This is a genomic window from Streptomyces sp. NPDC044064 (assembly GCF_056434245.1).
In genome coordinates this window covers 412290-435112 of the sequence record NZ_JBWKFN010000001.1, presented here as the reverse complement: position 1 = coordinate 435112, position 22823 = coordinate 412290, and the positions used below count along the sequence as shown (strand labels likewise).

Annotated in this window: 15 protein-coding genes and 2 pseudogenes; 5 read left to right on the top strand and 12 right to left on the bottom strand. The window is 69.4% G+C overall.

The genetic code is table 11. From position 1 onward, the window contains the following. Nucleotides 1-32: 32 nt before the first annotated feature. Nucleotides 33-1061 (bottom strand): LysR family transcriptional regulator, encoded by a 1029-nt coding sequence (locus AC07DS_RS01970; RefSeq protein WP_479141732.1) that lies wholly within the window; start codon nt 1059-1061, stop codon nt 33-35. Nucleotides 1062-1166: 105 nt separating this feature from the next. Between AC07DS_RS01970 and AC07DS_RS01965 the strand changes: the two genes are divergently transcribed. Next, complete coding sequence (locus tag AC07DS_RS01965) at nt 1167-2042, top strand: EamA family transporter (protein ID WP_479141730.1); 876 nt, start codon at nt 1167-1169, stop codon at nt 2040-2042. A gap of 319 nt (nt 2043-2361) precedes the next feature. After that, nucleotides 2362-2877: an N-acetyltransferase family protein gene (locus tag AC07DS_RS01960; protein ID WP_479141729.1), complete on the top strand. Its 516-nt coding sequence runs from the start codon at nt 2362-2364 to the stop codon at nt 2875-2877. 17 nt (nt 2878-2894) lie between these two features. On the opposite strand, the gene AC07DS_RS01955 is transcribed toward AC07DS_RS01960, so the two are convergent. The 6 genes from AC07DS_RS01955 to AC07DS_RS01930 all read right to left on the bottom strand — a co-directional run bounded on the left by AC07DS_RS01955 (nt 2895) and on the right by AC07DS_RS01930 (nt 10831). Then, nucleotides 2895-4139, bottom strand: a complete 1245-nt coding sequence (locus AC07DS_RS01955; RefSeq protein WP_479141728.1) for a PucR family transcriptional regulator — start codon at nt 4137-4139, stop codon at nt 2895-2897. A 151-nt stretch (nt 4140-4290) separates the two neighbouring features. Beyond that, nucleotides 4291-5850, bottom strand: a complete 1560-nt coding sequence (locus AC07DS_RS01950; RefSeq protein WP_479141727.1) for a GMC family oxidoreductase — start codon at nt 5848-5850, stop codon at nt 4291-4293. 34 nt (nt 5851-5884) lie between these two features. After that, nucleotides 5885-7303 (bottom strand): aldehyde dehydrogenase family protein, encoded by a 1419-nt coding sequence (locus AC07DS_RS01945; protein ID WP_479141726.1) that lies wholly within the window; start codon nt 7301-7303, stop codon nt 5885-5887. 225 nt (nt 7304-7528) lie between these two features. Next, a complete protein-coding gene (locus AC07DS_RS01940) occupies nt 7529-8515 on the bottom strand; it encodes an LGFP repeat-containing protein (protein ID WP_479142138.1) in 987 nt (328 codons plus the stop codon). Between the two features lie 35 nt (nt 8516-8550). After that, a complete protein-coding gene (locus AC07DS_RS01935) occupies nt 8551-9591 on the bottom strand; it encodes an LGFP repeat-containing protein (RefSeq protein ID WP_479141724.1) in 1041 nt (346 codons plus the stop codon). Nucleotides 9592-9640: 49 nt separating this feature from the next. Continuing rightward, nucleotides 9641-10831 carry a DUF4185 domain-containing protein gene (locus AC07DS_RS01930; protein WP_479141723.1) on the bottom strand — a complete coding sequence of 397 codons (1191 nt, stop codon included), beginning with the start codon at nt 10829-10831 and terminating at the stop codon, nt 9641-9643. 467 nt (nt 10832-11298) lie between these two features. On the opposite strand from AC07DS_RS01930, the gene AC07DS_RS01925 reads away from it, so the two are divergent. Next, a complete protein-coding gene (locus tag AC07DS_RS01925) occupies nt 11299-13989 on the top strand; it encodes a penicillin acylase family protein (RefSeq protein WP_479141721.1) in 2691 nt (896 codons plus the stop codon). A 122-nt stretch (nt 13990-14111) separates the two neighbouring features. Then, nucleotides 14112-15173: an alpha/beta hydrolase gene (locus AC07DS_RS01920; protein ID WP_479141720.1), complete on the top strand. Its 1062-nt coding sequence runs from the start codon at nt 14112-14114 to the stop codon at nt 15171-15173. Nucleotides 15174-15322: 149 nt separating this feature from the next. Here the strand turns inward: AC07DS_RS01920 and AC07DS_RS01915 are convergent, their stop codons facing one another. Together AC07DS_RS01915 and AC07DS_RS01910 are read right to left on the bottom strand one after the other, a co-directional pair. Further along, nucleotides 15323-18343 carry an AfsR/SARP family transcriptional regulator gene (locus AC07DS_RS01915; RefSeq protein ID WP_479141717.1) on the bottom strand — a complete coding sequence of 1007 codons (3021 nt, stop codon included), beginning with the start codon at nt 18341-18343 and terminating at the stop codon, nt 15323-15325. 163 nt (nt 18344-18506) lie between these two features. Next, a pseudogene (locus AC07DS_RS01910) lies at nt 18507-18665 on the bottom strand (pirin family protein); the annotation flags it as partial. Between the two features lie 226 nt (nt 18666-18891). On the opposite strand from AC07DS_RS01910, the gene AC07DS_RS01905 reads away from it, so the two are divergent. Then, a complete protein-coding gene (locus AC07DS_RS01905; RefSeq protein WP_479141716.1) occupies nt 18892-19215 on the top strand; it encodes a hypothetical protein in 324 nt (107 codons plus the stop codon). Nucleotides 19216-19293: 78 nt separating this feature from the next. Here AC07DS_RS01905 and AC07DS_RS01900 read toward each other — a convergent pair. From AC07DS_RS01900 to AC07DS_RS01890, 3 genes and pseudogenes are all read right to left on the bottom strand, one after another. Next, a pseudogene (locus tag AC07DS_RS01900) lies at nt 19294-19596 on the bottom strand (isochorismatase family protein); the annotation flags it as partial. A 17-nt stretch (nt 19597-19613) separates the two neighbouring features. Then, nucleotides 19614-19799, bottom strand: a complete 186-nt coding sequence (locus AC07DS_RS01895; protein ID WP_479141714.1) for a hypothetical protein — start codon at nt 19797-19799, stop codon at nt 19614-19616. Between the two features lie 24 nt (nt 19800-19823). Beyond that, on the bottom strand, nt 19824-22301 hold the full coding sequence (locus AC07DS_RS01890; protein WP_479141712.1) for a SpoIIE family protein phosphatase: 2478 nt from the start codon (nt 22299-22301) through the stop codon (nt 19824-19826). Nucleotides 22302-22823 lie beyond the last annotated feature (522 nt).

Here is a 22823-nt window from a genome sequence, read left to right as displayed (position 1 = left end):
CGGCCCAAGGTGAGCGGTGCGTGCCTGCGTGTTCAGAGATCAGAGTCGGCGGCGGTGACGTCGGCGTCCTCGGCCGCTGGACGACACCGGCCGAGACCGGCGGCGGGATTCGACCCCGCGTCACCCACGCGCGCTGACGCCGGCTCCTGATGAGTCCGCCGTTCCGACCTCGCCCAGTGCTCCTGCAGCGTGCGGACCGTCTCCGCGATCGCTGGGCGGCGGGCGGCCCCGGAGCGCCACAGAGCGTACAGCCGCCGTACCGGCGTAGGTTCGAGCGCCACCTCAACCACCCCGGCGGGTAGCGGGCCCCGCCCCAGGCGCGGGATGAGGCAGAGGCCGAGACCGGCGGCAACGAGCGCAACCAAGGTCGGGTTCTCGTCCGCCTGGTGGACGATTTCCGGCTCGTACCCCTCCATCCGCAGGGTCCGCACCAGCCATTCGTGGCACACCCGGCCCGGCGGCTGGCACACCCACCGCTCACCGCCGAGGTCCTCACGCCGCACCGCATCGCGCCCCGCGAAGGGATGCCCCTGCGGCACCAGCAGCGTGCACCGGTCCTCGCCGATCTCCGCCTGCTCCACCCCCGGTGGCAGCGGCAGAGGTGCGACGTCCCAGTCGTGCACCACGGCCAGGTGGATCGCGCCCTTGGCGACCATGCCGATGGACAGATGCGGGTCGACCTCGCTGAGCCGTGCGTCCAGCTCCGGATGGCGTACGGCCAGGTCGGCGAGGACGCCGGGCAGCAGCCCGCGGGCTGCCGACGCGAAGGCGGCGACGGTGAGCCGCCCGGCCGGTATCCCGCGTCGGTGCTCCAGCTCGGTCTCCGCCTGCTCCACGATGGCCAGCAACTCCTGTGCCGCGGTGACGAGTGGATGCGCCTCGGCGGTCAGCCGGACACCGCGCCCGACGCGCTCGAGCAGCACGGTCCTGGTCTCCCGCTCCAGTTTGGCGATCTGCTGGGACACCGCGGACGGCGTGAAGCCGAGTGCGGAGGCGGCGGCGCCGACACTGCCGTGCACGGAGACGGCGTGCAGCGCGCGCAGGCGCTGGAGGTCGAGCATGGGAGGCTCCCGTCACGAGCGGAACAGCCGATTCAGCATTGCTTCATCCAACCATGCAGCAATCATCGCTGGTGCTTCATGGTTCCCGTGCAAGATCCTCAACGCATGCGCCCCGCACATCTCGCTCTCGCCGTCGTCGTCACCGCCGTCTGGGGGGTCAACTTCACCGTCATCGAGATCGGCCTCGGTCACTTCCCGCCCCTGCTCTTCTCCGCACTGCGCTTCCTCGCGGCCGCGCTTCCCGCGGTGTTCCTGGTGGGTCGCCCCCGAGTTGCGTGGAAGTGGATCGTGCGGGTCGGGCTGATCCTGGGCGTGGCCAAGTTCGGGCTGCTGTTCGTGGCGATGGACGCGGGGATGCCGGCCGGGCTGTCCTCCCTGGTCCTCCAGATACAGGCTGTGTTCACAGCGCTGTTCGCCTTTGCCGCCCTTGGGGAGCGGACTTCGCCGCTGGGTGCGCTGGGCATGGTGGTGGCCCTGTCCGGAATCGCCGTTGCGGCGGTGGACGAGGGCACGTCCGGCCCACTCGGCGCGTTCGCGCTGTGCGTCACCGCCGCGGCCTGCTGGGGCGTCTCCAACGTCCTGACCCGCAAGGCGGCCCCGCCGGACGCGCTGAACTTCATGGTCTGGGTGAGCACGGTCCCGGTACTGCCGCTGCTGGCCCTGTCCCTGTTGATGGAGGGCCCGTCCCGCGACATGGCGGCGCTGCACACCCTCGACTGGCAGGGCGCGGGCACGGTCCTCTACGTCGCCTGGATCACGACCGTCTTCGGCTTCGGTGCCTGGGGCTGGCTGCTGCGCCGCCACCCGGCGTCGACAGTGGCCCCCTTCTCCCTCCTGGTCCCGGTCTTCGGGATGTCGTCCGCGGCCCTCTTCTTGGGTGAGCGAGTGAGCGGACTGCGCTGGTGCGCGACGATCCTGCTGGTCGGCGGCGTGGCCCTGACCTCGCTCACACCCCGACGCAGCCGGGCCCAGGCCATTTGAAACGATCAGTCAGAAGCAGGTCGCTTACGCGAAGTGCGGGCGTTCATCGGCCTGTCCTGGTGCCGAAGGGCGGGCGGCCCTTTACGTAAATCCTTGAGCGATGACGTGAGCAACGCACAGCATCGGCGCCTGCGACGACCACTACTCCTCAGATTTTCGTCTCTCTCCGTGATTGAGCGCGGACACAGCGCAGTCAAGATGACGCGAAGTCCTCTTGAGTCGGCCCAGAGCTGGCAAAAGACTGTGCGGTAGCGATGCCGCGCCTGCGTCCTCGGACCCGCGGCACAGCAGTCACGATTGCAATGTGAGGAGAACGTCGATGCCCGACACGAGCCGTCGAGACGCCACACACTCGGTCACGCTGACCGACGGCACCGCCACCCGTACCCGGGAGGCGGCCCCCGTCGACCTGGTGCCGGTCCAGGAACTGCACCGCCGTTGCTCGCCGGGAAGCCGTGCCCTGCGATACCACGCGGGCAAGTCCGGGCTTTCACCTGCCGAATGGCGCCAGTTGTCCAGCCCGGAGTGCGGCACCACGCTGGTGACAACTCCGGCCGGGCGTACGGACCACATCATCGCCATGACCAACGTCATGCGTACCGATCAGCAAGGAGTGGGGGAACTCGCGATCCTGGTCGAGGACGCGTGGCAGGCCAGGGGACTCGGCACCGCGCTGGCCGAACACGCGGCAACTGTGGCCCGCCGCGAGGGACACCACACGCTGGCCGCCGCGGTGGCGGCGAGCAACAAGCCGATGCTCCATGTCCTGGGGAAACTGGACACGACGCCGGTCGACGCCACCGGCCCCGTGCTCGACCTCCGCATCCTGCTGTAGGTTCGGCCTCGGAGATCTCAGGAACCGGCCGGGCCGGTGGGCGGGGGGCCCGTCAGCAGGCGGTGTGCCTCCAGAGCGAGGTGGATCTCGCTCGCCCCCACCGGGTCGGTGGGTGAGCGCCCCGTAAGTTCCTGCACGCGCCGCAGACGGTACGTCACGGTGTTGCGGTGGCAGTACATCCGGGCGGCGGTCTCGGTGGCGGATCCGCCCGATGCGAACCACCGGCTCAGCGTCTCCAGCAGCAGCTCCCTTTCGTGCTGCGGGAGTTCGAGAACAGGGCGGAGTACCTTGCGCACCGCGTGCCGGGCCGAGTCGGGGGCGCTCACCACCATCAGGCGGACCGGTGAGTCACCGTAGGAGGCCACCTCGCGGGCGCCCGGCTCGACGCAGGCACAGGCCAGCCGCGCCTGGCGGAAGGCGCCGGGCGCCTGCTCCAGACCGTGGAAGAGCGTGCTCACGCCCACCCGCCCGACGCTCCGCCCGCGAAGGAGTTCCACGGCCTGGGCAAGGCTCCCGGGCGACCGGAGCGAGAGCAGCCCCACCTGCACGTCGTCCTCCTGGCGCCAGACCGACCAGACGCCGAGGGCACGCAGGGCGCCCTCCACGTCGTGCAGGGCGCCCTCGTCCGCCGGACGGCCCACGGCCGCGGTCTCGGCGCTGACCACGGCGAAGACTCCGCGCTGCGGCAGCCGCAGAGCGTCGGCGCACTCCCACAGGTGGGTGCCCTCGTCCAGCCTGCCGTCGAGCAGCGCGGCCAGCAGCAGGCTCTTGACCTGCCGGTCACGGTGGGCCCTTTCGGACATGGTCTCGCGGTAGGCCACGGCCACCGCGTCGGTGAAGGCGTCACTGACCGACCAGACCGCGGTGGCGACGTGCGGCATCTCCCGGGTGACAGTGTCCCCCGCCTCGGTCAGGACGCACTCCCACAGGAACCGTCCGGCCACCCGGTAGGCGTGTGTCACCGCGGACAGCGGCACTCCGTGCTCGGCCTTGAAACGACCGGTGTCGTGCGGCACGCGCAGGTCATGAGCGTCCCGGCCCAGCTGGCTGACCATGGAGTGCAGGTTGTCCGCGCAGGAGGTGCGCAGCTGGTCGTGCTTCACGTGGCCGTGGTCGCGATAGGCGTCCTCCTCCTCGGTGATCCGGTCCGTGAGCAGGTCGGCGAACCGGTCGATCCCGGGCAGCAGCACGTCGACCAGCCTGCGCAGGCCGTCGTCCACGCCGCTGTCGTCTACACCGTTGTACCGATGGGTGACAGTCATTCGGGCTCCCCGCAGCGAGGTCGGCGGGAGCGCCGCACCGGCTGTCCCACCACGACGTACCAGTGGCCCGGAGCCGGCCGGGCCACTGGCAGAGTAACCACACGACGTGGTTGTGGCGACAGTCCGCCCACGTCAACAATCCGCCCCTGCGTCAGACATCGGCGGGCACTGTGCCGCGGATGAGGTCCGCCGCCCGTTCCGCGATCATGATCGTCGGTGCGTTGGTGTTGCCCCGGACCACGGTCGGCATGACCGAGGCGTCGACCACCCGTAGTCCCGCCACACCGTGCACACGCAGCTCGTCGTCGACCACCGGGCCGATCGCGCAGGTACTCGTCGGGTGGTACAGGGTCTGCAGTTCGCGCCGCGCGTAGGCCAGGAGGTCGGCGTCGCCGTCGGACGACGGCGTCAGGAAGTCCGACCGGCGGTGCGTGCGCAGGGCGGGCTGTCCGACGATGTTCAGTACCAGCCGCAGCGCCCGGATCGCTGTGGCCCGGTCCTCCGCGGTGGACAGGTAGTTGTGCAGGATGCGCGGCTTTGCGCTGGGCAGCGTCGAGCGCAGCGTGACCTTTCCGCGGCTCGTGGGTGCGAGCAGCACCGCGCCGATGTGGAAGGCGTGGTCGGTGGCTGCTCCCAGCCCCTCCTGGTGGAACATTGCCGGCACGGCGTGGATCTGCACGTCCGGGGCGTCGAGACCGCCGGCGGTGCGGAAGAACCCGCCGCCCTCACCGACGTTCGAGGTGAGGGGCCCGCGGCCGTCGGTTTCCAGCAGCTGCAGGTTCTCGGAGGTCTCGGCGGTGAGCAGGGATTCGGTGTCGGTGAGATGGACGACGGCCAGGTGCGGGTGGTCCTGGAGGTTCTCGCCGACCGGCAGGTTCGCCTTGGGGGTGATGCCGAGGGCCGCGAGCTCGTCGGCGACACCGATGCCCGAGAGCATGAGCAACTGGGGCGAGTTGTAGGCGCCCGCCGAGAGAACGACCTCCCGTTCGCAGCGAAGTTCCTGCGGCGCTCCGTCCCGGTCCACCTCGACACCGACGGCGCGTTCCCCGTCGAGGAGGATGCGGGTGCACTGCACCCCGGTGAGCACGGACAGGTTGGGCCGTTCGACGGCGGGTCGCAGGTAGGCGGCGGCCGTGCTGCAGCGCAGGCCGCCGCGCTGGGTGAGCTCGTAGTACCCGACGCCGTCCTGCTCAGGGCCGTTGAAGTCGGGGTTGAACGGGTGCCCCGCCTGCTGAGCCGCTGCCAGGAAGGCGTCGACGAGGGGGTTGCGGGAGCGTCCGGGGTTGACCGGGAGCGGGCCGTCGGCGCCGTGCCATGGGGAGGCGCCGGCGTGGTGGTCCTCCGACCGCAGGAAGTACGGCAGGACCTCGTTCCAGCCCCAGCCCTTGGCGCCGGCGGCGGCCCATGAGTCGTAGTCGCGCCGGTTGCCGCGGATGTAGATCATGGCGTTCATCGACGAGGAGCCGCCGAGCATACGGCCGCGCGGCAGATAGCGCCGTCGGCCTTCGAGGCCGGGCTCGGGTTCGCTGAGGTAGTCCCAGTCGTACTTGGTCCGGAACAGCTTCGAGAACGCGGCCGGAACGTGGATCTCCTGGGCGTCGTCGGCCGGGCCGGCCTCCACGAGCAGGACGCGCACGTCGGGGTCCTCGCTGAGTCGGGCGGCAAGCACACAGCCCGCGGATCCCGCACCCACGATGATGTAGTCGTACATGGTGTGCCCTCTCTCTCGGCGGCCGGCCAGGCGGTCAGTACTGGATGGCCTTGGTCTCCAGGAACTCCTCGAAGCCCAGGCGCCCGGCCTCCCTGCCCACACCCGACTGCTTGTAACCTCCGAACGGGGCAAGGGGGTTGAAGGCGCCGCCGTTCACGTCGACCATCCCGGCCCGGATCCGGCCGGCAACCGCGCGCGCCCGTTCGGGATCGCCCGACCACACGGCGCCGGCGAGGCCGTAGGGCGTGTCGTTGGCGATGGCCACGGCCTCCTCCTCGGTGTCGTAGGGCAGGATCGACAGCACGGGTCCGAAGATCTCCTCGCGGGCGATGGTCATGTCGTTGGTGACGTCGGTGAAGACGGTCGGAGCGACGAAGTAGCCGGGCCCGTCCTGCAGCGCGTCGGGACCGCCGGTGAGCAGGGTGGCGCCCTCGGCGATCCCGGCCGCGATGTAGTCGCGCACGCGCTTGAGCTGGACGTCGGAGACCAGGGGACCGATCCGCGTCTCCTCGTCCTGCGGGTCGCCGACGCGGTAGCCGCGCGCCGCACCGGCGGCGATCCGGCCGGCCTCCTCGAGCTTGTCACGGGGGACGAGCATGCGAGTCAGAGCGATGCAGGTCTGGCCGGCATTGAGGTAGCACTTGGCCACTCCGTCGGTGACCGCGGCCTCCAGGTCGGCGTCGTCCAGAATGATGTTGGGCGACTTGCCGCCGAGTTCCAGCGCCACCTTCTTGACGGTCTCCGCCGCCAGCGCCGCCACCCGCCGGCCGGCCCGGGTCGATCCGGTGAACGAGACCATCGCCACGTCGGCGTGGCTCACCAACGCCTCACCCACCACCGGCCCGTATCCGGTCACCACGTTGAGCACTCCGGCGGGCAGCCCCACGGACTCGGCGATCTCCGCAAGCAGCATTGCGGACAGGGGAGCGACCTCGGAGGGCTTGAGCACGACGGTGCACCCCGCGGCCAGCGCCAGCGCCACCTTCAGCGAGACCTGGTGCAGCGGGAAGTTCCACGGCGTGATGCAGCCGACGACTCCGACGGGCTCGCGGACGACATGCGAGTTGCCGACCTCCTCCGGCCCGAAGTCGAAACCGGCCGCCAGTTCGGCGGCCTGGCCGAAGGTGAACACGGGCAGTCCCGACTGCAGGACCCGACTCTCCTGGACAGGAGTACCGACCTCGCTCGCCACCAGGCGCGCGATCTCCTCCGCGCGCTCCTCCAGCGCACGGTGGACACGCCGCAGATGGTCCGCACGGACCTCGGGGGAGGACTGGGACCACCCCTCGAACGCCCGGGCGGCTGCACGCACCGCCCGGTCGATGTCCTCGGGCGTACCGGCCGGAACCGAGCCGATCACACGTTCGTCCACAGGGTTGATGATTTCGATCACTTCGGCGTTCGGCGCCTGAGTCCATTCCCCGTCGATGAAGTGCCCGCTGTATGTCTTCATGGCTGTGCTCCTTGCTCGGCCCGGTTCCCCGGCAGTGTGCGCGAGCCGTTACGACGGGGTCGATGGAGCGGTGAAGCCGGATCGGCTCAGCCGATTGTGCATCTGCACAAGCGCGGATGTTCCCCGACTCTCGGAATGGAGGACTGCTCGGTGATGGGGCAGGAGATGTTCCAGGCCTGCCGACTCGACTTGGAGCTGTTCGGCCCAAGGCTGGTCCCATGAGCGTCAGTTGTTGGTGATCCAGGTGCCTTTGTCCGGGTGCCAGTGGATGGTGGCCTTCTGGAAGCGTTGTGCTCTGCCGCCGCCGGCCTCGTCCGTCTCGTCGGTGGTCGGGTAGCCCAGGACGCTCTCGTGGCCTGCGGCGTGGAAGGCGTCGTAGATCGCGCCATGCACGACATGGGTGCCGGTGGAGGGGGACCAGAGGAACAGTCCCCGCTCGAAGAACTGGTAGCGTCCTCGGGTTCCGTCCGGGGCCCGTGAGGCATCGGCCTCGTCCATGGTCGGGAAACCCCAGCGTCGCTCCGCGTCCGTCGCCCAGAACGTGTTCAGGATGTCGCCGTAGACCGCGTAGGCCGCATCCGGATGCCACAAGATGATCCCGTGCTCGAACTGCTGGAAGCGCCCGTCCAGCGAGGCGTCGCGTTCGCCCCGGATCGGCCGTCCCAGTACGCTGCCCGGGCCGCCCATGCTGTCGTACTTGATCGCGATGGAGCCGTACGGCACGAGGTCGTCCAGGTTGTTGTAGCGGCGGGGTGAGAACCCGCGCAGCCCGTCGGGCCACACGTGTTCCTCGGCCACGTGTCCGAAGTCGTACTCCTCGCGGACCACCGGTCGGGTGTGGGCCCCGTCCGCCCAGCGGGCGAACAGTGCCACGTGGTCGGTGCCGTCCGAGTCCCGCAGCAGGGCGTCACCGGGTTGCAGGTCGTCGGCCGAGATGTCGAACGTGACGTTCCACAGGCTCCAGGTGGTGAGGGAGCTGCTCAGATGCCAGGCCATGGACACATAGCCCGAGCAGTCCGGGCGGTAGCAGCCGAACTGGTTTTCATGGCAGCCGGTCTGGTCGTACGGCACCTGCTCGTCGATCCACGACCGTGCGCGTTCCATCACTTCGCCCCGCCCGATCGGCTCGTCGGGGGGTGACGCGCTCGCGGCCGGTGCGGCGCAGAAGGCGGCTGCGAGGGTCGCCAGGGCCAATGCCGTCAAGCGACGCACCGTACGGTGAAAGAACCTCAAGGGAGCTCTCCTGTTCAGTTGTTGGTGATCCAGGTGCCTTTGTCCGGGTGCCAGTGGATGGTGGCCTTCTGGAAGCGTTGTGCTCTGCCGCCGCCGGCCTCGTCCGTCTCGTCGGTGGTCGGGTAGCCCAGGACGCTCTCGTGGCCTGCGGCGTGGAAGGCGTCGTAGATCGCGCCATGCACGACATGGGTGCCGGTGGAGGGGGACCAGAGGAACAGTCCCCGCTCGAAGAACTGGTAGCGTCCTCGGGTTCCGTCCGGGGCCCGTGAGGCATCGGCCTCGTCCATGGTCGGGAAACCCCAGCGTCGCTCCGCGTCCGTCGCCCAGAACGTGTTCAGGATGTCGCCGTAGACCGCGTAGGCCGCATCCGGATGCCACAGGATGATCCCGTGCTCGAACAGCTGGAAGCGCCCGTCCAGCGAGGCTGCCTCCTCGGCCCGGACCGGCCGGCCGAGGACGCTGCCCGGGCCGCCCATGCTGTCGTACTTCGCCCCGATCGTGCCGTAGGGCTGGAACGCCTCCTCCTGCAGCGTTCGGGCGATGTCCTCCGCCTGGTCGTACCGATCCGGATACGCGGAGCGCTGGACGGCTTGGGCGAGCTGCCCGGCGGTGCTGCCCGTCATGCCGGGCTCCATCTGCAGGGCCGCCTCGAAGAACTTCCCCGCCGCGTAGTCGACGTCCATGACCTGTTCGGGTGAGCCCCAGCCCTGCGAGGGGCGCTGCTGGAAGACGCCGAGCGAGTCCCGGTCCCCGCACGACAGGTTGTTCATCCGGGACTCGACCCAGCCTGTCTCGAACCCGGCGAGCATGACCTTCTCGGAGACGTTCATGCGCTGGCCGACCTCGTAGACCTTGCGGGTGACCGCGATGTCCCGCTCCTCAGGGACGTCGCAGTACAGCGGTGCGGGGGCGGCGTGGTTCAGGGGGCCGGGGATGCCCTTCGGGGGCTTTGCGCTCTGGGCGCCCGCCGGGCTGCCGCTCAGTGCGGTCAGAACCGTGAGGACGAGCAGGGCTGTCCTGGCTGGTCTTGCGCGTCGTAAGCCGATGCCTCTCATCTGTTCCTCCTGTGCCGGGGATGTGCCGAAGGGGGATACGGAACGCGGACTACGGGTTGATGCCGTCGTACTGAAGCGCTCGGTAGGGCGACTGGCCGGGCTGCCCGTTCCACTGCGACACGATCAAGGTCAGGGAGTTGGGGCCGGCGCTGCCCGGGTGGATGTATCCGCCGTAGAGGAAGGGGAGCTGGGGCTTGCCCCAGTGGTTCGGCGGCCAGGCGGCGTTGCCGACGATCTGCGGCTTCGGCGCGCTCCACACGGCATCGGGCCGGGGCGCGGTGCGGGTGCAGATCGAGTAGTCGGTGACGTCGAAGTAGCTCATGCAGTAGGTGCTGCCGATGCGCTTCACCGAGAACTCCCCGATGTTGTTCCCGGACAGGATGATCGAAGGCTGGACCGCCTGCGTCCACTGCCAACGGCCGTCCAGGTAGGCCCAGTTCTCCTGGGCTCCGAAGTTGCCTTCGCGGAACTCTTCCGGCCGGATGCGGAAGAGCTGGATCGCCCCTCCGTCACCGGTGTTGCGGTGGCTGCCGTTCCAGCGTTTGGAGAAGACGTACAGCCAGCCGTCGGGGTCGATGCCCGCGAAGGACCACATCCCGTACATGGACTGGTTCACCCCCTGGGTGTCACCCGCCCAGTGGTAGGGGTAGTCGTGCCAGGTCACGCCGTGGTCGTCGGAGTAGGCGATGCCGGACATCCGTGAGCCGTCGTAGCCCGCGGGGGGCTGCCAGACCTCCACGGAGGTGTACTGGATGTACGTGCGGCCGCCGAACTCGATGCAGTCGTTGGGGATACGGCTGACCTCGAAGCCGTGCCCGTTGTCGGCGTTGTGCTCGTAGTCGAAGAGCTGCCGGGCGGCACCTCCCGTGGGCATGGCCCAGGTGAACGAGATCGGTGTCGTACCGGAGGCATCGAAGGCGGCCTGGTTCAGCATGACCGGGGAACCGAGGTAGTCCCCTCCCAACCCAGGTTCGGTGAAGGAGTCGCCGAAGACGTAGCCCCAGGTGTTGTCGTGCTCCCGGTAGTAGGGGATGGCGAGATCCCCCGATCCCAGGCCCTGCGAGCTCGCCGAGTCGCCGGGCTGCTCGCACAGGGGTGCACCGCGCTGGGCCGCCGCAGCGCTGGGAGCGGCGGCGATCGAGCTGCCCAGCACGCCGGCGCCCAGGGTGACGCCCGCGCCTGCCCTGAGCAGCGATCTGCGGGTGAGCGGGAAGCGGTCGGGGCGTGGGGGGTTGGACATGGTCGGCCCTCCAGGGTCGGCTCACCGCGGCGAACGCGGTGTCAAGTCGGGGGATGCGGTCCGCGAGCGCTGTGCCGGGTGTTCCACGTGTTCTCCTCACGCCTCGGTCATCGCCGGGGCATCACACGGCGCCCGTTGCGCCACGGTTCCGGGAACGGCCCGGGCGGTCCGCAGCGGCACGTTCATCCTGGCGAGGGGCGTTGAAAGGACGATGAAATACCGGTTCACCGCCGGTGTGTGGGTGTCCGGCGGTGCGTCGGCGCATGGTGGGCTTGCGGTCCGGGCCGCGGTATCGCCTGCTCGTGCTCCTCCTGCCGGCGCAAGACCGCGGCCGACCGGGCCGCCGCCCGCGTCACGGGCCGGATCGGCCCGGCCGGACTGCGGCTGCGCCGCAAGCACCGCACACCATCGCGGACCCGGTCGCCGCGAGGGCAGCCGACCGGCTCTGCCGCAACTTCACTGCCGCGGTGGTGCACACGAAGTACGTCGTCGGCATCGCTCATCTCCCGCCGACCGGAGGCGAGTTCCGTTGTCCGGCCCCGGTCGTCGGCCTCGCCTCCCGGCGCCTGGTCGGCTGGGCGATCGCGGACCACATGCGCGCCGACCCCGTCGACGACGCCCTGGGGCGCGGCGGCATCATCGAGATTTCATCGCTTCTCCCTAGCCTGGCCGCGTCCAGACAAAGGCCGCTACCGCAGGGGAAGGACGGCTTGATGGTGCGGAGGAGATTCAGAGCGAGGCTGCCGATGGCGGTCATGGCCGCGGTCGCGATGCTGAGCACGATGGCGGCTACCGGGTCACCTGCCGCCGAACAGGGGCCGGACGAGCCGACGATCCGTTACACCGAATACGGAATCCCGCACATCATCGCCTCGACCTGGGAGGGGCTGGGAACGGGATACGGATATGCCGCGGCCAAGGACAACATCTGCACCCTGGCCGACACGTATCTGACGGTCAATGCCCAGAGGTCCCGCTATCTGGGGCCCGACGGCAAGGCGAGCCCCGGCGAGCACCAGAACATGACCACCAATCTCAACAGCGACCTGTACTTCCAGCGGATCAATGACAACCGGGTGGTGGAGCGGCTGCTCGAGCAGCCCGCACCCAAGGGGCCGGAGCCGGAGGTCAAAGAGGCGATTCGCGGCTATGTCCAGGGATACAACAGGTACTTGGCCGAGACCGGCGTGAACAACATCTCCGACCCGGCCTGCCGTGGCGCGGCCTGGGTGCGGCCCATCACGGAGCTGGACGTCTACCGGCACGCGCACGCCGAGATCATCATGGGCAGTGCCGATGCGCTGCTGGACGGTGAGGTGAACGCCGCACCCCCGGGGGCGTCGGCCGCCGCGCGGCGGGCGCCCTCCGCGGCGAAGACCGCGAAGAAAATCCGTGACGCGATGGCGGTGAGCCGCCAACAGAGCATGGGCAGCAACGCGTTGGCGGTCGGTTCGCAGGGCGTGTCCGGCGGCACCAGCATGATGCTGGCCAATCCGCACTTTCCGTGGCAGGGCAAGAACCGGATGTGGGAGAGCCAGCTGACGATCCCGGGGAAGGCCAATGTCTCCGGGGCCAGCCTGCTGGGGTTGCCTGCGGTGACCATCGGGCACAACAACGACGTCGCCTGGAGCCACACGATCGCCACGGTAGCGCCGTTCGGGCTGTTCGACGTGCAGGTGGATCCGCTGAACCCGACCAACTACCTGGTGGACGGCACCTGGCAACGGATGACCTCCCAGCAGGTCGGTGTCGATGTGCTGAACGCGGACGGCTCCATCGGCAAGGTCACCAGGACGTTGTGGTCCACCCGATACGGCCCGATCACCACTTCGATCCAGGGCGTCCCGTTGCCCTGGGCAGTCAGCGCCCACGCGGTACGCGACGTGAACATGGACAACCTGCGGGCCTTGAACACCTGGTTCCACCTCGACCAGGCCAAGGACGTCAACGACGTGGTGAACACTCTGGAGACCACGCAGGGCGTCCCCTTCTTCAACACCGTCGCCTCCGACCGCAAGGGCAACGCGCTGTACGCGGACATCCAGGCCACCCCGAACATCACCGACGAGCATGCTCGGTCGTGCCTCACCGAGACCGGAAAGATCCTGTTCAACCAGTCGCTACGCCGACCGAACGTGCCGCCGGTCTCCATCTTCGACGGCAAGCGCAGCGAGTGCGACTGGCCCGACGATCCGAACGCGGTCGCGCCAGGTCTGCTGGACCCGCACAAGCAGCCACGCCTCATCCGGTCCGACTTCGTGGGCAACGCCAACGACAGCGCATGGCTGGCCAACCCCGAGCAGCCGCTGTCCTTCCCCCGGGTCATGGGCGACACGGCGGCGCCCCGGTCGCTGCGTACCCAGGAGCTGATCCTGACCGCGCAGAACCGGATCAACGGCACCGACGGCCTGGCCGGCAAGGGCTTCACGCCGGAGAACATGCGGCAGTTGCTGTTCGCCGACAAGAGCAGGGCGGCCGATCTGGCCCTCAACTCCACGGTGACGGCGTGTCAGAACGTCCCCTTCGGGACCGTCCTGGTGGACGGCAACCTGGTCAACGTGAGCGAGGCATGTCCGATCCTGGCCGCCTGGAAGGATCACGCCTACACGGCGGACAGCCGCGGGTCCTGGCTGTTCGCGTACTACTGGTCCTACCTGGCCAGTGGGCAGCCTGTCGAGAATCTTCCGTGGCGGGTTCCCTTCGACCCCAAGGACCCGGTGCACACGCCCAACTCGCTGGACTCGGGAAGCTCCGCCGTCCGCGACGCGTTGGGCCGTGCGGTTCTCGCGCTGCGCAATACGGGCATTCCGCTGAACGCGCCGCTCTCGGACATCCAGAAGATCACCCGCAACGGTGAACAGATCCCGATCCACGGCTCGATCAGCGAACTGGGCGTGCTGAACGTGATCACTCCTGGCCAGGTCGACGGCAAGCTGGACGTCGTCTTCGGGTCCAGCTTCATCCAGGAGGTGCGGTTCACCGCAGACGGTCCGCCACAGGCCTCCTCCGTACTGGCCTATTCCCAGTCGGCCAACCCGAACTCGCCGCACTACGCCGATCAGACCAAGTTGTTCTCGGCGGGCCAGTGGGTGCCCGAGCGGTTCACCGAGGAGCAGATCGCGGCCTCACCGGCCTTGGAGGTCAAGGTCCTGGACTGAGATCGGCGTGTGAGCACGCCGGAACGCCGATGGCGGTCTCCGGCGTGCTCCCGCATCGGGATGCCACCACTTCCCGGTACATCTCGCGCCACGCAACCAAGAAGCTCACGAGGGGGCACGCTGTGACAAGGACATCGAAGAGTTGGCGACTGGCGGCGGTATGGATCGTCGCCGCCGTGGCCATGGTCATGCCCGCCGGACCGGCGCAGGCCGCCGACAGCACCACGCCGCCACCGATGACGAACGGATTCGGCCTCACCCAGGTCGACACGGCCGTCGGCGGTCCCACCAACTTCTACATCACGGTGACCACGCCCGAGGTCACGGGCAAGCACCACATCAAAATCATTCTGCCGAGCGGCTACTACGACGACCCGGACAGGCGCTACCCGGTGCTGTACTTCCTGCACGGTTCACCGGACGACCCGGTCCAGCAGACCTATCCGGCGCTGACCGAGTCGGACTCGATGATCACCGTCATTCCGGACGGCGGCGCTCGGGGCTGGTATGCCAACTGGCTCAACCAGAAGACTCAGCTCGGAGCCCAGAACTGGGAGAACTTCCACCTGAAGCAGGTGATCCCGTTCATCGACGCGAACCTGCGGACCATTCCCACCAAGAAGGCCAGGGCCATCGCCGGTGTCTCCATGGGCGGGTTCGGCGCCTTCCACTACGCCCAGGACCGTCCCGACCTGTTCAGCCAGACCGCATCCCTGTCAGGGGACACCGATCTGTCGGTCAGGTCCATGGACCTGAGGCTGGCCGTCGTCGCCTCCGTCACCGACACGCTCGGCGCGGTCTGCGGCTCGTCGTCCGGATACTGTGACCCCGACGACTCCCCCTACAAGCCCGGCGTGGACAGCGACGCGTTGTTCGGCTCGCCCTACCCGGTGTTCAACGCCGACTGGCGGTGGAACGAGATCGACCCTGCAGCGCACATGGACAAGCTCGCCGGCATCGGGGTCTCCATCTACGTGGGCAACGCAGGACTGGAGTTCTGGCTCGAAGGCGCGGCCAAGCACGCCAAGGAGAGCATGGACGCTCTGGGCATGCCCTACTACTACGTCGACTACGGCGACGGTTCCGGCTGGGGCACCCATTGCAACGGCGACCACAACGCCGGCTGCTGGGAACAGGACCTCAGGGACCTGATCCCCAGGCTGGAGAGGGCCTTCGCCTCCTGACCGCCCGAACGGCTGGAGGTGGGTGCGACATCCCGGGAACACGTACGGCTCGCCTCTGCCGGATCACCTGCCCGATCCGCCCTCCCGACGTCTCGGTCGCCCCGGCGCAGCGGTGCACATCCGCCGCGCCGGGGCCCACCGCGACGGCGTCATGTCGGCGTCCTCGGCCGGCCGGAGCCTCCGGGGCCCGGTTGTCCGTGACGCTGCAGGCCGTCGATGGTGCGGGCGAGTTCCCCGGAGTCGGTACGAGAACGGGCGACGGCCCGCTCGAACCGGTCGCGCGCCCGGGTGAGGTCTTCCGTCGCGGCGTGGCGCCAGCCCAGCCGGTTTCGGATCTCGGCCTCCAGCCTGGTGCCGGTGCGTTCGCCGACCGCCGCGAGCGCCCGGTAACGGAGTTCCGTCGCCCCGGCCAGGTTGCCCAGGCACTCCTCGGCGGCGGCCAGCCTGCCTAGGACCGCGGCGTACAGCGGAATGTCCCCCACACGCTCGGCGAGTCCGGCGGCCCGGCGGAGCGCGTCGGCAGCCTCCGCGTACCGTCCACGGTCGAGCTGGAGTGTCCCCATGCGGAACAGCGTCTTGCTCAGGATCCTGGGTCTGCCGATCTTCTCGGCGAGGACGACCGATGCCGCGTAGCAGTCGTGCGCCGTCTCGAGCTGTCCCACCTGATGGTGGATGGCGCCGACGTTGGCCAGGTACATGACCGTGAGCCAGTCGTCCTCCGCTGCTCCGGCAAGGTTCGCGGATTCCGCCAGGAGCGCGGCGGCCTCGGCCGGTTCCCCCGCCGCGGTGGCGAAGATCCCGAGGGAACCCAGGGCCCGGGCCTGCTCGATCAGGTCCCCGGTTCGGCGGCTGATCTCCAGGGCGTCCCTCAGCCAGCGGCGCGCCTGCTCGTACTGGCCCTGCAGGCCGTGCGCTATGCCCATGCAGGTGCGCAGCTCGGAGACCATCCGCTGGTCGGTGGCCTGCTCCGCGAGCGGCAGCGCGATCTCGATGGCCGCCCGGCACTCGTGGTACCGGCCTTGCCGGGTCAGGTAGTCGCACAGTCCCTCGGCGAGCCGGCAGGCGTCGTCCACGTGCTCCACGGCCGCCGCATGGGCGACCACGTCGACCAGCTCGCCGCCTACCGCGTCCAGCCAGGCCGACGCCTCCTCCCCGTCCGCGAAGGGCGCGGTGTCCGGCCGCGGGCCCGTCGGGAAGGCAGAGGGGCCCCAGTCGCTCGCGCGGCGAGCGGCCACCACGTAGAGCCGGGACACCCCGGTCCGGGCCGCCGCGACTTCCGCGGGGTACGCGGCGGCGACGCGCCGGGCGTAGACCGCGACCAGGTCGTGCAGGCGGTAGCGGCCCGTGGCCGCCTGCTGGACGAGACTTGCCTCGACCAGGCTCTCCAGGGCGCGCTCGGCGTCGGGTGGTGTGAGGTCGAGCATGGCGGCCAGCGTCAGCCGGTCGAACTCTACGGTCGGCGACAGGCCAAGCGCGCGGAACGCACACCGTTCGGCGTCCGGAAGCTGGTCGTAGGAGACCTGGAAGGCCGCCTCCACGCTGCGGTCCTCCACGGCGAGCTCGCCGAGCCGGTGCTCGTCGTCAGCTAGCCGGGCCGCCATGCGCTCCAGCGCCCACGACGGGCGGCTCTGTAGTCGAGCCCCGACGACGCGCAGGGCCAGCGGCAGCCGGTCGCAGAGGCGGGCCAGCTCGCGCACCGCCGCACGCTCGGGATCGGAGCCCGGACCGCCGACGATGCGGGTGAGCAGGGCCACCGCCTCGTCGATGTCCAGCGGCGCCAGCGAGATCCTGCGGTCGGCATCCAGTCCAGTCAGCCGCTGACGGCTGGTCACCAGCACGAGGCTGCCGGGACCGGCGGGCAGTAGGGGGCCCACCTGATCGGCAGCGGATGCGTCATCGACCACCAGGATCAGCCGGAGGACGGCGGTCGCGGCCCTCCATGACGCGGCCAGCCCGTCGAGGTCCTCCGACGACTCGTCGTCGCCTTCGCCGGTGTCGCCGACCGCCCGCAGCAGCCGGCGCAGCACGCGGTGCGGGACCGCTGCCTCCCGCCCGTCGCGGTGACCGTGGAGGTCCACGAACAGGCAGCCGTCCGGATAGCGCTCCGACATCCGACGCGCGGCGCGCACCACCAGCGCGGTCTTGCCGACCCCGGCCATTCCGTCCACGGCGCGGACCGTCACCATCTGCTCATCGGCCTGCGCGAGGAGCATGTCGAGTTCGCGGTTCCGCCCGGTGAAGCCGCCGACGTCGACCGGTAGTTCATTACGCACGCGTCGGGATGGGCGAGCGGCCGCGGGCGGTGGGGCCGCCGATCGGCGTGGCTGTGGCGATGCGCCGTCCGCCGACCGGCGCGGCCGTGACGACGTGCCGATGAGGAAGGCTTCGTCAGCGCGCAGCACCGCCTCGTGCACCCGCCGCAGTTCACCGCCCGGCTCCGCCCCCTGTTCCCTCACCAGACGGCGGCGCGTCCTGGTGAAGACAGCCAGCGCGTCGGCCTGCCGGTTGCCGGCGTAGAGGGCACGCATCAACAGAGCGGCCAGGGCCTCGTTGTGCGGGTGCGTCTCGGTCAGGGCGAACAGTTCTCCCACGACCTCGGCGTGGCGGCCCAGCTGCAGCTGGCACTCCACTTTGTCCCGCACCAACACGAGCCTGTGTTCCGTCAGCCGTAAGCGCTCTCCCTGGGCGAACGGCCCGGGAATCTCGGCCAGGGGATCGCCCCGGAACAGCTCCAGGGCGGTGGACCACGCGCCTGCTGCGGCGTCCAGGTCACCGGAGTTCCGCGCGGCGTGCGCCTCGGCGACGATCTCCTGCAGCCGAGCCACGTCCATAGAGAGGTTCTGCGGGTCGAAGCGGTAGCCACCCCGGTCGGTGACGATCACGGAGTCGGAAGGGCTCTCTCCCTCGGCGCCCAGACGTCTGCGGAGCTGGTGCACATAGACCGGGATCACCTTGGCGCCCGTGCCCGGCGGCTCCGGACCCCATACTCCGTCGAGCAGCTGCTGCCGGCTGACGGTAGTGCCCGGCCGCATCAGGAGCGCCGTCAGCAAGGCCTGCTGGCGAACCGGACCGAGCTCCAGCCGTACGTCACCGCGCCAGGCCCGGAGCGGACCGAGAACAGCGAACCGGAGCCGACTGCCGGCCGTCGATAACTCCCCCTTCGATGACACGCAGGGGAGTATAGGCCCAGGATCCTCCGTTCCCGGGGCCTTCGAGCCCTGATGGCCTGGAACCACTCACCCGCAGCAACTGGGCCGACGGCACACGGCCGTTGCCTTCCTGGCGCCTCCGGAGGCCCGAAGGCCCTTCGGCGCGGGGGCCTCATGTGTCAGCTCAGCGCACCCGACCCCGCGGTTTCAGCGGCACAGCCGGCGTCTCGGGCGCAGGCAACGGCTCCCCGTCGTACCCCTTCACCTCGCCGAACCTCGACCCGCTCATCCAGTCCGTGCGGGCCTGCTCGATCTCCTCCTGAGTGCGCGCGACGAAGTTCCACCATATATCGCACTACGTCGCTGTTTTCGCAGGTCAAGGGCCTGCGCGACTGCTCCTGGTCAGCAAAAGGTCAGAATCGGTCGCGAGGAGTCGGTCGGCCGTGGCGCGGGATCAGTTGGTTCGGGGGATGGGCCCGTTCTTCAAGGAGTGCGAGCATCCGCGGTCTCGGTGGTCAAAGTGCCCGCGCCCTTACAAGATCCGATACCGGACGGCGGCCGGGAACGAGGTGGAGGAGTCGGGGTTCGCGGACCGCGACAAGGCCATCGGGCGATTGACGGAGGTCTACAAGGAGAAGAAGGCGGCACCGCGTTCTCAGTCGAGGGCGGAACGCATCCAGAAGTACGGGACGATGCGGTTCGAGGAGTACGCCGAGGAGTGGAAGGCCGGACAACGACCTGATGAGCGGCTGTGGCTTGCGGAACGGCGAAGCGGCCGCCGTGAACCTAGACAACAAGCTGGCCCCGCCTATACGGACGGCCTGGCCCGGCAGCTCGCCGTGATCTTCGAGGGCGCGGCGGCGTATGCCGCGTCGTGCAACGACCCCGGGTAGCCGCCGACGCGCGCACCGCGACCGCCACGGTCATCCAGGCGGCCCTGGGCAGTACCGCCGCGTGGGCCGTTCGCGGGTTCAGCCTGCCAGCGTGTGGACGAGCTCCGCCGTGGTGACGATGGCGTGGGCGTAGGTGGGACCGTTCAGCTCGTGTGCGGCGTGCATCATGTCGGCGCTGTACGCCGCGGTCGCGTCGGTGACGAGGGTGACGTGGTAGCCGAGCTCCATCGCGAAGCGGCCCGTGGACTCGATGCAGGTGTTGGCGAGCAGCCCGATCAGGACGACGTACGTGATGCCGTGCTGCTTGAGCCGGAAGTCCAGATCGGTGTTGGCAAAGCCGCTCTGAGCCCAGTGCTCCTTGATCAGCAGGTCTCCCAATAGAACTTTAAGGGCTGAGGTTACGGCGGTTGGAGGTCGAGCCCGGTCTTGGAGATGAGACCTTCGACGAGGCGGGGACGGTACTGCAGCCCCTCGGCCTGGCCCCGGTGTACCAGCTCGTCGATCAACTGGTCGTCCACAGCCTTCGTCGACACGGTCGCCGTCGGCTCGACGGCCTCGTGCTCGGTCACGTTCTCACTGGTCATCGATGCATCTTCCATGATCGGGAGTTACACCGAACGATTTACAGTCCCGCTGGAGCCGTGTTCGGTGAGCAGCAGGGCGATGTCGTCGGCCCGGTAGGGGGAGCCGCGGGCGTGGTGCAGGAGACGGTCGGCGAGTTCGTCCAGTGAGTCCGCGCGGGCGTGGGCCAGTGATACTCGCAGGCGGTCGATCTCCATGCCGATGTCGGTTCCGGGTTTCTCCACCAGGCCGTCGGTGTAGAGGGCGAGGACGGATCCCGGCGGGAGATCGATACGGGTTGGAGTGTAGGCGCTGGCGTGGTCCACGCCGAGGAGCGTTCCGACGTCGAGGTCGAGGGCGCTTGTCGTGCCGCTGGGGAGGCGGAGCAGAGGGGCGGGGTGGCCGGCGGTGACTGCGTCGGCGTGATCGCGGTGGGTTTCGAGGCGGATGTAGCAGCAGCTGGCCAGCAAGTCGCTGTCGAGGTCGATGAGGGTGCGGTTGACGCCTGACATCACGTCGCCGGGTGCGTGGCCGGCGGCCGCGAACGCGCGTACCGCACTGCGCAACTGGGCCATGGTGGCTGCGGCTGCGATGCTGTGCCCCTCCACGTCACCGATGACGAGGCAGACCCCGCTGCCGGTGGGGATGACGTCGTACCAGTCCCCGCCTATGTCCATACCGCTGGTGGCGGGCAGGTACCGGGCGACGGTCCGGATGCCGGGGACTTTCGGCAGGCGGTGCGGCAGGAGCGCCTGCTGCAAGCCGTGCGCGACTGCGAACTCCGAGTCGTACAGCCGTGCTCGTTCCAGAGCCTGGGCGATCAGCCCGGCGAGTGCGGTCAGGACGCCGCGGTCCTTTTCCGTGAAGTGATGGGGCTCGTCGAAGCCGAGGACACAGGTGCCGACCGGGCGGCCGGAGGCGAGCAGGGGCAGATACACCCAGGAGCTCACCTGTCCCGTGGGGATCCCCGGGTAACCCCGCGCGAGATCCCTCTGGGACTCGATGAAGAGGGGAGCACCGGAGGTGAGGGCTTCCGTGCCCGGCAGACGGGCGTGCAGGGGCACACCCTGCAGCCAGTCGAGGAAGGTCTCGTGGTGGCCGGTGTGGTGGAGAAGGTGCATCGCTTTGTTGCGGACCACATAGATCGCCATTTGCTGGCCTCCGAAGGCCGGCAGGAGCTGGTCGGAGACGACTTCGCAGACTTGGCGTGTGGTGACTGCCTCGGTCAGCGCGCTGCTGAGCTGCAGGACGTGGTACATCGCGCCCAGGCGCGCTGGTGCGGTGGTGGGTGCAAAGGTCGGTGGGGGCGCGGGGGCTGTCCCGGCCGATGAGGGACGGGTTGTGGGAGTCACCCGTCCGGTCACCCCGTCGGGCTGCGGGTGGAGGGAGAAGGCGAGCCACTGGTCGGGCGGCCGGCTCACCAGGAAGGAGGACGGCGCCTGCGAGATCATTGCGGAGCGGTGCCGGTACTCGACGCTGGGGTCGGACAGCCACGGCAGCACGTCCCACAGGCACTGGCCCAGGACCTCGTCGGCGGAAACGTCCAGCAAGCGCAGGGCACGGCGGTTGGCGTAGGTGACCCGCCCGTCGGGGGCGAGGGAGAACAGCCCGTCCGGCAGCCGTTCGACTGCTGCGACGGCCGCAACCCCCGCCCGGGCATCCACGACCGCGCCCACCAGATGAGTGACCGCGCGCGCGTCGTCGCCTTCCGGTACCCGGCCCCACAGCTCGACCGCGCGATATGTTTCACCGCCGCCGCTGCTCTCGTGGACGCGCAGGCGCCGTGCGGTGATCCGGCCCTCGGCCGCCTCGCGCGCGCAGGCCCGGAAGGCGGCACCATCACCGGGGTGCAGGCACGCAGCAAGGGTTTCGGGACGTCCGTCGAAAGCGCCGGGGTCGAGACCGAAGATCGCGCAGAACACGTCATCGGCGCTGAAGATGCCGGAGCCGAGGTTCCAGTCGAACAAGCCCACCTGCACGGCCGCCGCCGAGTAAGCCGGGGCCTCGACGGCAACCGTCCCCGGTTCGCACTCCACCGGATCACCGGTACGGGCACGGAGTTCGGCCAGGGAATCACCGAGCCGGCCGGCGACGCTCCGCAGGTGGCGCCGCTGGGCCTTGGACAGCCCCTCGCTGCCCGGCGAAGCCGGCCACACGATCGCCAGCGATCCGAAAAGCTCCCCACCCGCGCGCACCGGCACCGAGCAGGAGCCGAAGGCATAAGGCAGAGCCACCGCGAGCTGCGGATAGCGCCGCATCGTCTCCTCGGCGTTTGCCAGGTGGACCGTGCGCCCGGACGTGTACGACACGGCGACCGGAATGGGACTGCTCGCCGCGACGAGGCGCCAGCCACCCAGCAGCGAGGGCGGCACGCCGCACGTCGCGACGAGAACGATCGACCGGCGGTCGCGGGAGCGAAGGAAGATGCTCCCCGCATACGCGCTCGTTCCCTGGACGGCCTCCATGACGGCGGCCGCGAGTACGTCCTCACGTTCCGCCGCCTCGCCGGCGGTCAACCCGCGCATACATCCAGTGTGCAGGTCAGAGCACGGCAGCCCAGCGGAGTGCAGTTTCTAGGGCAGACCTTGGTCTGTTGCCGTCCTCGAAGTGCGGCACCGAGAGCGGCTGCCGCCGTAAGAAGCAGCAAAGGTTGTCGCATGCCCATGGCCCTCTCGGCCGGACCTGGCTAGGAGAGCGGCCATGACACCGTGCCGCCGTCACCGGAGAGCGCCGACACGTTCGAAGCATCGTGTCGCCCAGTCCGCGATCACACTCTGAGCAGGGACACGCCGCGCGTCACGCGTTTAGGGGGTTCATCTCGCCCCAGACTCGCGCGGCGAGACACGATCTTCGTCTGTGCCGCAGACGGATCTGTGCGCGCTCGACCGTCCGCCGCGAGGGGCCGGACGTTCCTCCCACTCCGCCTGAACTTGTTGGATACCCACAACCACCCGGGTGTTCGGCATTCGATGACGGGCCCCCAAAGTCAATCGATTCCGGAGGCGGATCAGCTGACAGCGGCATGCATTCGATCTATCCGTCTCGCC

Coding starts and splice junctions, on each gene's coding strand:
- AC07DS_RS01970 (WP_479141732.1), bottom strand. CDS start 1,061: ATGCTCGACCTCCAGCGCCTGCGCGCGCTGCACGCCGTCTCCGTGCAC.
- AC07DS_RS01965 (WP_479141730.1), top strand. CDS start 1,167: ATGCGCCCCGCACATCTCGCTCTCGCCGTCGTCGTCACCGCCGTCTGG.
- AC07DS_RS01960 (WP_479141729.1), top strand. CDS start 2,362: ATGCCCGACACGAGCCGTCGAGACGCCACACACTCGGTCACGCTGACC.
- AC07DS_RS01955 (WP_479141728.1), bottom strand. CDS start 4,139: ATGACTGTCACCCATCGGTACAACGGTGTAGACGACAGCGGCGTGGAC.
- AC07DS_RS01950 (WP_479141727.1), bottom strand. CDS start 5,850: ATGTACGACTACATCATCGTGGGTGCGGGATCCGCGGGCTGTGTGCTT.
- AC07DS_RS01945 (WP_479141726.1), bottom strand. CDS start 7,303: ATGAAGACATACAGCGGGCACTTCATCGACGGGGAATGGACTCAGGCG.
- AC07DS_RS01935 (WP_479141724.1), bottom strand. CDS start 9,591: ATGAGAGGCATCGGCTTACGACGCGCAAGACCAGCCAGGACAGCCCTG.
- AC07DS_RS01930 (WP_479141723.1), bottom strand. CDS start 10,831: ATGTCCAACCCCCCACGCCCCGACCGCTTCCCGCTCACCCGCAGATCG.
- AC07DS_RS01895 (WP_479141714.1), bottom strand. CDS start 19,799: ATGACCAGTGAGAACGTGACCGAGCACGAGGCCGTCGAGCCGACGGCG.
- AC07DS_RS01890 (WP_479141712.1), bottom strand. CDS start 22,301: ATGCGCGGGTTGACCGCCGGCGAGGCGGCGGAACGTGAGGACGTACTC.